This window comes from Salinivibrio sp. PR932, assembly GCF_001996125.1.
In the GTDB taxonomy this organism is placed as follows: Bacteria; Pseudomonadota; Gammaproteobacteria; order Enterobacterales; family Vibrionaceae; genus Salinivibrio; species Salinivibrio proteolyticus.
In genome coordinates this window covers 46,647-53,108 of record NZ_MUFM01000021.1, presented here as the reverse complement: position 1 = coordinate 53,108, position 6,462 = coordinate 46,647, and the positions used below count along the sequence as shown (strand labels likewise).

Below are 6,462 nucleotides of genomic sequence, written 5' to 3'. Positions count from 1 at the left end.
ACTTAGTGTATTAATTCGTTACGTAAAATAACTTTCCACTTTTTTCTCATCGCACTTGTTGTACTTTTTCAATTCTTGCTTTTTGAAATAAAAAATATTTTTAAATCAGTTGTTTATGAATATTATTGCTGATTTTGTCAGCAAGTTTAATTGTGATCTATATTTACTTTTTAATCAGTAAAATCATCGTACGTAGGCAGGGTGATGATTCGCACCTTATAGTTTGGGTGAGTTCAATAATCACAAATCGCAATGACTCTCAGGCGTCCGACGTTTTCGGGCCACCTGTAGCGGGGGAGCCGAATGGTTAGCCACGAGAGCATGCATTGTTAACTTCCTTGTCAGGAGCAAGACTATGTCAAAAAACCTCTTCGCTAACCTGCAAAAAGTCGGTAAGGCGCTGATGCTACCAGTATCCGTGCTACCGGTAGCAGGTATATTGCTAGGTGTTGGTGCGGCCAACTTTAGCTGGATGCCAGATATTGTTTCTCATCTGATGGAACAAGCTGGTGGGTCTGTGTTCGGCCAAATGGCACTGCTGTTCGCCGTGGGTGTCGCGCTGGGCTTTACTAACAACGACGGTGTTTCCGGTCTGTCTGCGATCGTCGGTTACGGCATCATGGTGGCAACACTTAACGTGATGGCTCCTGTGATGGGCGCTGAAGAAATCAAGACGGGTGTACTTGGCGGTATTCTTGCCGGTGCTGTGGCTGCGTGGACGTTTAACCGCTTCTACACCATTCAGCTGCCTGACTACCTTGGTTTCTTTGCGGGCAAACGTTCGGTGCCAATTATCACCGGTTTCCTCTCTATCGCGCTGGGTGTCATCCTTTCTGTTATCTGGCCACCAATCGGTGGTGCGATCGCTACCTTCTCTCACTGGGCTGCAGAGCAAAACCCTGTGACCGCATTTGGTATCTACGGTATTGTCGAGCGTGCCTTGATCCCATTCGGCCTGCATCACATCTGGAACGTACCTTTCTTCTACGAAGCAGGTAGCTGTGTGAACAATGCAGGCGAGCAAGTGAATGGCATCATGACTTGCTTCTTGACCGCTAACGACGCGACTCGTGAAGCAGGTAACGGCTTCGGTCAGTTAGCTGGTGGTTACTTGTTCAAAATGTTCGGCCTACCAGCCGCTGCGTTTGCGATTGCACATTCTGCAAAACCAGAAAACCGTGCCAAAATCATGGGTATCATGGCGTCAGCAGCACTGACTTCATTCCTTACTGGTATTACTGAACCTATCGAATTCTCGTTCTTGTTCATCGCACCTGTACTGTACGGTATTCACGCGGTGATGGCGGGCTTGGCTTATGTGTTGACCAACGCACTGGGCGTGGTACACGGCCATACTTTCTCTAACGGTTTCATCGACTTTATCGTACAAATGCCACGTGCTGAGAACGTGACCACACTGGTACTGCTTGGCCTGGGTTATGGTGTTCTTTACTACATCGTATTCCGCGTGGTGATCCGTGCTCTTGACCTGAAAACCCCAGGTCGTGAAGACGAAACCACTGAAACCTCAACAGCGACTGGCTCTGAGCTAGCGGGTGACTTGGTTGCAGCCTTCGGTGGTAAAGACAACATCACAGGTCTTGACGCATGTATTACACGCCTACGTGTTTCTGTGGCAGACACTGAAATTGTTAACCAAGACAAGCTTAAGCAACTTGGTGCAGCGGGTGTTGTAGTTGTATCTGGTGGCGTACAAGCTATCTTCGGTACGAAATCAGACAACCTGCGTACGGAAATGGATGATTGGATGCGCAGTCACTAACCAGTGACATCGTCCAAGCGAAAGGAGAGCCATTGGCTCTCCTTTTTTTATGTGTATTTGCCACGATGAGAAAAGGTGAGGGAGCGTTATGCGCCGAGCGAGAGAAAGAATAGCATTAGTACCGGAACCAGCAGACTTAAAATAAAGCCGCTGACGATCGCGATCGGCACACAGCGAATCCCGCCGGTGCTTTGAATAATGGGTAAGGTAAAGTCCATCGCGGTTGCGCCACCATAGCCAATCGCCGTGAGTGGATAACGGCTAATAATCATGGGAATCAACATAATGGCCACCAGCTCGCGGGCAAGTTCGACAATAAACGAGGCGCCACCATAGACGGGGCCCAGCCCATCTCCCATTAAGATCCCTGCCAAGGAATACCAGCCGAACCCGGATGCCATCGCAAGGCCGTGATGATAAGGCAAATCGAGTAACCATGCGGCCAATAAACCACCCGGCAGTGAGGTGATGACGATGAGCGCGGCGATCACCACACCTTTTTTATTCAGTACAATTTGTTTAAGTGTCATGCCACTATTGCGTAACTGAATACCAATCAAGAACAGCAGAAGTAGCAGAATGATTTCGCTGGCGGTATCGACCCAAGATAAGTTCATTTCTACGATCAGGCCAGCGGCGAGCCCCACAAAGACGGCGGCTATCAGTTTGCCGGATTCAGACATCATGGTGCTTAGCTTTAGTTTGTGTTGATGGCCCTGCGTGTCCGTCGGCCAGATTTTATCTAAAACGGGTAACGCGAGGAGGTTGGCCCCCCCAATACAGACAAAGAAGGTTGCTGCGTAGACACCAATAGTGGAAATGTTACTCCCTAGGTTGTCGAGAGAAGCTAAGCTCAGGCCCATCAGCAATAAAATCACGATCACCAGTCGGACGGTTAGCGTATTAACCCAATGAACATGCTGAGGCCGCTTAAGAGGTATGAGGTAGCCCACGATAAGGGGTAAAAAGATCAGTAACATCCCTGAGAACATCGATTTTGCTCACAATAAAGAAAGAGTTCATCGAGGTTATCAATCGGTTAATAGTCTGGTCAATAAAATCAGACAGCTGTGATATGGAATCACACCACAGCGTGACAGGCGCATTGGCGTTAGATACTGCTCGCTTCGATGACAGCGTCAAGCTCACGGGTAAAGTCCAACTCGTTCAAGTTAGAGAGTTCATAAAGAGCTTCAGCCCCGGGCGCGGTGAGTTCAACGTCATGATCATCAATGGCGTCATCATGGTTACGGAACATGAGTAAGTGATTCGCCATGCGTGCAATATCTAAATAGGTAATGTCTGGGCGAGCGTGTGTGTATAGCTTGGTATTAATCGCCACTTCAATGTAATCACGCTCAAAGTGCCAGTTTTGAAGGATGAGTCGACTGCAATCGCCCGATAAGTTAAAGAAGACTTGTTCGGCGATATCAAACTTAAGGTAGTGGCCTTCATCGAGAAAGCGCTGAAATTCGCCGATGATGCTGTACAAACCAATATCTGCGAGTAGACCAATGATTAAGGCTTTTTCTGGCTCAACCGACAAGGGCTCATCGCAATAGTTATGAATTTTCTGGGTCACCAACGCCATAGCGGCAGCAAACTCACGGGATTTTTGCGCGCTTCGCTTCAAAATGTGATTGCACTGTGGGCCAAATTTGGCTTGGCTTTTTAATTGATAAATCGCTGCGGCGGTCACTATCCCTAACACACGATCGACCCCTAATCGGGAGACTGCAGTTTGGATGTCGTTGCATTTGCCGGTGGCCCGTGGTGCAAATAAAGCGGAGTTTGCTGCCTTGAGTACCGCACCACAGAGGCTAGGATCATCGATCAATAAGTTGGCAATATCGCGCATCGTGGTATGAGGCTGTTTGCTGGCGCGCTGGATTGACAGAACGACATCCGGTAAAGGAGGGAGGGCAAGGCGATTGACACGGATGGTTTCAATGGCGCGTTTGTAAAACTCAGATTCTATGCCGCGTAAGTATTTATCGCGATCGGGGGAGACCCAAAAGAATGACAGATGGTCCATAAGTCCTGATTCTATTTTTTACCGTCTTGTATGGTAATGCGGACGCACAGGAAAGAGAACCGCGAACTTGTGGATTACTCGCTTTTTTCGTTCCTTTGTTGATACTTTGAACAACTTGGAGTAGGCGTTAGCGTCACTCGTCGTTTTCGAGCGGGTAACGTAGCAATTTATCGATAAACTCTGCGACCTGATTTGGGCTAGGTTGTGACAGCAATAGCTGTTTTTGTTTGACTTCAATAGGCAGCAGCTCCAGCCAACGCAAACACACCCACCCAAGTTCGTCATATTGTGCAAGATTAAAGTGGTGATGTAACGTGGGGTTTGAGCGATAGTATTGCGCTAGTTTGTTGCTTAAATATTCATACTCTTGCGGGGTATTTTGTTGTCGCCATTGGGGTAATGGCGAATATGTGCCTAACTTTACGTCATTGTCACCCAGTGTCATAGATTCGACTTTTACACATTCGACCCCTTGCAGCGTTAGCGCCATATGGTGGGTATCGTGGCGATCAAAGTCCGCGATGTGGCAAAGGGTAACGATAGGAGAAATCGCACTAGGTATCTCAAGTTCGCTCCCTTCTTCTTGCATAGCAATCAGAAGCTCAGGCGGAGTCCCAGCCTGCGCCAACACGCTCAGGTAAAGGGCTTCTGGCACAATGTAAGTGTGTAAGCCTCCGGGGAGTAAGTGACTGGTTCTAATTAAAACTGGCTTAGGTAACATCGTATCCTCGAGTATAAAATGTCTCTTCCTTAAATCTAGCGCACTTGGCTAAGTTGGTTAAGTCTTCATCACTCTTCCTTTCAGTTTAAAACGAAATACGAATGCTTTTTTAAGTGCCCTCATTAACCATATGTCTTTTTAAGGGTTAAATTTCTGTACAGTGATCTAATGCATAGAATTTCATATCAACATCATGCACTATTTCGCGTGTCGAATTATTAGGCTTGGTGGCCGCTTTTTTGGTCATCACTTTTTTCGCTCAGGAGAGAAATAGGAGTTACCGATGAGTGTGGTATTTAAAGCCCATATTGTTAAGTACTTGAGCAACTTCGGTGAAATGGAACAACGCTCAATGTTTGGCGGAACAGGGTTTTTCTACGACGGCGCGATGTTTATGTTGCTGACGGATAAGCGACTGTATTTGCGAGGCGGTGGCGCATTATCAGAAAGACTACTCGACAAAACGTGTCGTAAATTTGTCCATGTCAAGAAAAGCTCAACCGCGGTTGTTAATTATTACGAAATAACCAGCTTATACATTCAAGACGATCCCGAATTAGGTCAGCTTGTCAAAACATCGATCGATATTGCGGTGGCAGATAAAAAACGCAAAGAGAGCCTAGAGAGCCGTCGATTACGCGATCTGCCTAATCTACGACTGACCATTGAGCGTATGCTGAAGAAATCTGGCGTTGAAGATGTGCGTACATTTAATCAGCTTACTCCCGAGGAGCTGTTTCGCCGTGTGCAGATGACTCATGGCAAAGATGTGGATGTCTCCCTGTTGTGGAAATTTGCTGGTGCGCAACAAGGTTGTCACTGGAAGCTGATTGAAAAAGAAGAGCGCGATCGTTTACTTGCCGCTGTTTAATACCCATTTTGCGCGCAGACAGCCGGCCGAATAGGTCGGCTTTTTTATGTTTAGGGTCTAGCTAAGTGAGGCGGGTGGCGCGAATATACTCAGATTGTGCGAAAAATGTGACGCTTGGATAAATAATCGACGGTTAAACCATAAAAGTGCGATTTATACGTGACAGGCGAAAAAAGTTATGTAGAATTCAAACCACTTAGCCGAGAGGTGAAACGTAAAGGCGCGTTGGCAGAGTGGCTATGCAGCGGATTGCAAATCCGTGGACCTCGGTTCGACTCCGGGACGCGCCTCCATGCACTTGGCTAAAACAATACGGACGCGGGATGGAGCAGTTTGGTAGCTCGTCGGGCTCATAACCCGAAGGTCGTCGGTTCAAATCCGGCTCCCGCAACCAATTTTAGGTTGTAAAAATAGTTTGTCCGGTTGAAGTTTATTCAACACGACCTACGGTAGTCGCAATTGCATTGCGCGATAAATCCGGCTACCGCAACCAAAGCGACATTAGCTCAGCTGGTAGAGCGCAACCTTGCCAAGGTTGAGGTCACGAGTTCGAACCTCGTATGTCGCTCCAAATTAAAACAGTGGCGTAAGCGGCTGAAAGAATTGTGTGCCCCGGTGGTGGAATTGGTAGACACAAGGGATTTAAAATCCCTCGGCGTTCGCGCTGTGCCGGTTCAAGTCCGGCCCGGGGCACCATTAAAAAAGAAAACGGCGACCAGATTGGTCGCCGTTTTTGCGTTTAACAGACAGCGAGTTTGCGCACTGTATTAAAAGCCGTATCCCAGTCACAATATTGTCTAAGTGATAAACATATCACCATTGAATTTAGATGCTTTTTTGCCTAAAATTTAACCATAACGAATGAGGGCAGTATGCACAGGCCAGAGATGCAAAAAAAAGCAAAACAAGTCACACAAAAAATGATTGATCGCGCGGTGGCAAGCTCGACGGCAATCGAAACGCAAGCAACCACGGAAGAAGTAGAAGCGAAATTAAAAGAAAATCGGCAAAAATACCAAGCGCTCGCATTGGCTGATTAGCCACTCACTGCA

General features: G+C 47.4%; 6 protein-coding genes and 4 tRNA genes. 7 read left to right on the top strand and 3 right to left on the bottom strand.

All coding sequences use genetic code 11. The features are described from left to right. Positions 1 to 355: 355 nt before the first annotated feature. A complete protein-coding gene (ptsG, locus tag BZG84_RS11115; protein WP_069589109.1) occupies positions 356 to 1,783 on the top strand; it encodes a PTS glucose transporter subunit IIBC in 1,428 nt (475 codons plus the stop codon). An 86-nt stretch (positions 1,784 to 1,869) separates the two neighbouring features. Here the strand turns inward: ptsG and BZG84_RS11110 are convergent, their stop codons facing one another. From BZG84_RS11110 to BZG84_RS11100, 3 genes are all read right to left on the bottom strand, one after another. Further along, entirely contained in the window at positions 1,870 to 2,775 is a 906-nt protein-coding gene (locus tag BZG84_RS11110) for a lysine exporter LysO family protein (protein WP_077479226.1), read from the bottom strand. A gap of 119 nt (positions 2,776 to 2,894) precedes the next feature. Then, positions 2,895 to 3,818: an HDOD domain-containing protein gene (locus BZG84_RS11105; RefSeq protein WP_077662110.1), complete on the bottom strand. Its 924-nt coding sequence runs from the start codon at positions 3,816 to 3,818 to the stop codon at positions 2,895 to 2,897. Positions 3,819 to 3,951: 133 nt separating this feature from the next. After that, a complete protein-coding gene (locus BZG84_RS11100) occupies positions 3,952 to 4,539 on the bottom strand; it encodes an LON peptidase substrate-binding domain-containing protein (RefSeq protein ID WP_077479224.1) in 588 nt (195 codons plus the stop codon). A gap of 283 nt (positions 4,540 to 4,822) precedes the next feature. Here BZG84_RS11100 and BZG84_RS11095 point away from each other — a divergent pair, with 283 nt between their 5' ends. From BZG84_RS11095 to BZG84_RS16335, 6 genes are all read left to right on the top strand, one after another. Continuing rightward, positions 4,823 to 5,410, top strand: coding sequence for a TfoX/Sxy family DNA transformation protein (locus BZG84_RS11095; RefSeq protein ID WP_077479223.1), 588 nt, complete (start codon positions 4,823 to 4,825; stop codon positions 5,408 to 5,410). 219 nt (positions 5,411 to 5,629) lie between these two features. Continuing rightward, positions 5,630 to 5,703 (top strand) — tRNA-Cys (locus tag BZG84_RS11090). A gap of 24 nt (positions 5,704 to 5,727) precedes the next feature. Continuing rightward, positions 5,728 to 5,804: transfer RNA gene (locus BZG84_RS11085), tRNA-Met, on the top strand. A gap of 101 nt (positions 5,805 to 5,905) precedes the next feature. Beyond that, positions 5,906 to 5,981, top strand: a tRNA-Gly gene (locus BZG84_RS11080). 38 nt (positions 5,982 to 6,019) lie between these two features. Next, positions 6,020 to 6,106: transfer RNA gene (locus BZG84_RS11075), tRNA-Leu, on the top strand. A 176-nt stretch (positions 6,107 to 6,282) separates the two neighbouring features. Continuing rightward, a complete protein-coding gene (locus BZG84_RS16335; protein ID WP_157891193.1) occupies positions 6,283 to 6,450 on the top strand; it encodes a hypothetical protein in 168 nt (55 codons plus the stop codon). The last annotated feature ends 12 nt before the right edge of the window (positions 6,451 to 6,462 follow it).